Genomic DNA, 3,658 nt, shown 5'->3' on the forward strand with positions numbered 1-3,658 from the left:
CGGGGCAAGCTGGACGAGAGTTGGTTTACGAAGAAGTTAAAGAACGGGTATGACCAGGTACTCGAGTCGGTTCTTGTCTATCGGAAAACGGTCATAACATCTGCACTGGTACTGTTTTTGGGAACATTGGTCATTGTACCCTTTTTGGGACGCTCTTTTCTGCCGGAGTTCAATGAAGGTACCCTTACCATCAGTGCCGTAACCATTCCGGGTACTTCCCTCAGTGAATCCAATGATATTGGCCGGCGGATCGAGGAGATATTGCTGGATCATCCGGCCATAGAATCGACCTCCCGCCGAACCGGACGCGCGGAGCTGGATGAACATGCTCAAGGGGTAAACTCATCGGAAATCGATGCTGACTTTACCCTCCCGGAAGGTATGAGCAAGGAAGAGATGCTGGCCCGGCTTCGGGAAGACTTCAGCGTAGTTTCGGGTACCAACATTACGATTGGCCAGCCCATAGGTCACCGCATTGATCATATGCTTTCGGGAACCCGAGCCAATATCGCCGTAAAGATTTTCGGAGAAGACCTCTCCCGCCTGCGGACGCTGGCCGAGCAGGTCCGGGGCCGGATGGAAGGCGTGCAGGGAGTGGTGGACCTTTCCGTAGAGCAGCAGCAGAACGTCCCCCAGATTCAAATCCGTCCCGATCGCAGGGCGATGTCCCGCTACGGCATTACCGTGGGAGAACTTTCTGAGATGGTCGATGTCGCATTTGGCGGAGAAGTGGTCTCCCAGGTGCTTGAAGGTGAAAAGTCCTTTGACTTGACTGTTCGCTACGATGAGGAGCACAGGGGCAGTATCGAAGCGGTGCGAGAGGCACAGTTTATGATAGAAGGCGGAGCGGTCGTTCCGTTGACAGGGTTGGCCAGCGTTCAATCACGGAGTGGCCCTAATACCATCAGCCGGGAAAATGTGCAGCGAAAGATCGTCGTTTCGGCCAATGTCGCCGGACGGGACCTGCGTAGTACGGTGGAAGAAATACAGGGCAATGTGACGAGCAGCGTGAGCTTTCCGCAGGGATACTTTGTGGAGTATGGCGGCCAGTTTGAAAGCGAGGCAAGGGCATCACAGATTATTTCGTTGCTCAGCATTGTGGCTATTATGGGTATTTATCTGTTGCTTTATCTTGAATTCGGCTCTCTTAAAACTGCGCTGTTGGTCATGGTTAATCTTCCCCTTGCTTTAATTGGAGGGATATTTACCGTCTACCTTACGAGTGGTATCATAACGCTCGCTTCTTTGGTAGGATTTATCACATTGTTTGGCATTGCCACGCGCAACGGCATTCTCATGGTTTCCCATTTTCAACACCTGCTAAATGAAGGCAAAGAGTTTATGGAAGCTGTAAAACAGGGAGCGATGGAACGGCTGAATCCTATTTTAATGACCGCGCTTACGGCTGGATTGGCTCTCATTCCACTTGCCCTGGCAGCTGGCGAACCAGGAAATGAAATTCAATCACCGCTTGCACAAGTTGTCATCGGTGGTCTGATTAGTTCAACGCTGTTGACACTGGTTGTAATTCCGGCACTGTTTGCACAGTTTGAGAAGTGATTTATTTATTTTTGCAGCGATTGACAGTGGAGGTACTTTTTATAAGTGCAAGTGTGATACGATTTAATATCGGGCGACCACTCCAACCAGCCTCCTCACTTTCTTCCGGCAGGCAGGTACAACCAATGATTTCTGTCCCTTCCCCGAATCGATTTTTCCCCTCTCCTGATATAGAATGCTTTCTTTTTCTCTTTGTTAAAATGGTTCATTACTACCTGTAAACGTCAGGTTCAATTTTCTAAACAGCTCTTAAAAATCTGCCGGACAACAAAAATCATGGTACAGGGTATAGGGTAATTCTTCTGTAAAAAATACATTTCGCGAGGCAATTCTCACGCATTTTGAGCTGATTTATCATAGAAGGACGTATTTATCATAAAATAGAAGTAGGTAGTTATTAATGGAAAAACCGATAATTAAATCAGAGAGCTAACAATAGAGCGGGACCCTTATGTGGAAAATAGGTCGAATGGTTTTCAGTATGGTTGTAATAGTTGCTGTGGCTGTAGCCTGTGAAGGACCTGCCGGGACAGATGGTCCGCAGGGTCCGTCAGGTCCGATGGGGCCGGTAGGGCCAGCAGGTGAAGATGGCAGCGTGATATACGCCGGGGTCGGTCAAGCCGACAACAGCATGGGCGCCGAAGGCGATTACTATCTCAATCAGGATACCGGTGAGCTTTACGGTCCTAAAGATGAGAACGGTTGGGGAAATCCCATTATCGTGCTGATGGGGGAAGATGGCCGGGACGGAGCCGATGGGCAGGACGGAGTCGATGGACAGGATGGGGCTGATGGTCAGGACGGGGAAGATGGCAGTGTTATTCATGCGGGAGACGGTCCGCCGGCCGATGATCTTGGTACTGAGGGAGACTATTATTTTGACAAGAGCAGCGGGGAATTTTATGGTCCCAAAAATGCCAGTGGCTGGGGCACTCCTACCGATCTTTCAGGGGAAGATGGTCAGGATGGAACCGATGGCCAAGACGGGGTGGACGGAGAAGACGGAAGCCGGATTTATTCGGGGAGCGGAGCCCCGGATGCCTCATTGGGCGTTGTGGGTGATTATTACCTGGATAAAAGCAGTTATGACCTCTATGGACCTAAAACAAGTAAAGGCTGGGGGGGTCCCCTGAATCTAAAAGGTGCTGATGGAAGTGATAATGTTACCAGATATATTTACCCCAACAGTATTGATTTTACTTCAACATATAACAAATCATTTAGTTTGAATGCGATTGGAATTAACAGTGGAGAGGATTTAGCCAAACATATATTTTTGGTCTATTTTAAGTATGAAGACTGGTCTTTTGAAGGTACGATCTATTATCAGCTGCCTGGCTACGGTTACAATGAGGACACCTTTTACGCCACGTATCATTACTGGTCAGAAAGTTTGGGACAGGCGAACTTGACCATTATTAGACAAGACGGTCCCGGTGAAGTATATAATGAGCTTGAAATTGTTCGCATTGAAGCGGGAAACTATGATTATCCGTCCTATAAGGTAGCAGAGCAGCATACCATACCCGACCATTTAGATACCTCCGACTACGAAGCCGTAGCCGGGTATTACGGCTTTTACCGTGAGTAACTAAAGATGATTTCCGGTAAGGCATCATATTACCGGTTCCGGACAAGCAGGCGACCGGGCTTTTATTAAGCTTTGTCAGCTGATTATAAGATGTGAGTTAATCATCGTCTTTGTTATCATCATCGTCATCGTCCTCATCATCGTCGTCTTCAAAATCATCGTCATCCACTTCGATCTCCTCTACGCCGTCTTCGAACTCGACTTCGAATTCTATCAGCTCCTCATATTCATCCCAGTCGTACTGCGTAAGATCAAGGACGGAGCCGTCCTCTTTCACCAGCCACTTTGTGGGATTGATGCGAACCGAAACAATTTGCTGTATATTATCCTCAGTCACCTCAAGCGGCGGATTAAATTCCCGCTCGATCTCAATTTCGGCATCGGCAAAAACTTTAAACGATCGGGCTTGGTCCCCAGTGGGGGTAAAGGCGCCGGTTAATACCAGACTGGCTTCATCCGGCCAGTCAGAAAATCCGGAATGGATGGAATCGGCCAGGGCCTGGTATT

At 48.7% G+C, this 3,658-nt stretch carries 2 protein-coding genes and 1 pseudogene; 2 read left to right on the forward strand and 1 reads right to left on the reverse strand.

Going from position 1 to position 3,658, the window contains the following annotated elements; translation table 11 throughout:
• Both ACESLU_RS12885 and ACESLU_RS12890 read left to right on the forward strand, forming a co-directional pair.
• The coding region (locus tag ACESLU_RS12885; protein ID WP_372639042.1) for an efflux RND transporter permease subunit at nt 1-1,560 on the forward strand (1,560 nt) is incomplete at its 5' end.
• A gap of 481 nt (nt 1,561-2,041) precedes the next feature.
• Nucleotides 2,042-3,151, forward strand: a complete 1,110-nt coding sequence (locus ACESLU_RS12890) for a hypothetical protein (protein WP_372639043.1) — start codon at nt 2,042-2,044, stop codon at nt 3,149-3,151.
• 97 nt (nt 3,152-3,248) lie between these two features.
• Here the strand turns inward: ACESLU_RS12890 and ACESLU_RS12895 are convergent.
• Nucleotides 3,249-3,658 (reverse strand): annotated as a pseudogene (locus tag ACESLU_RS12895) (hypothetical protein); the annotation flags it as partial.

The sequence above is a fragment of the Fodinibius sp. genome (assembly GCF_041642155.1).
GTDB lineage: Bacteria > Bacteroidota > Rhodothermia > Balneolales > Balneolaceae > Fodinibius.

Bases quoted from the DNA above. Each gene is read 5' to 3' on its own strand.
- ACESLU_RS12890 (WP_372639043.1), top strand. From the start codon at position 2,042: ATGGTTGTAATAGTTGCTGTGGCTGTAGCCTGTGAAGGACCTGCCGGG.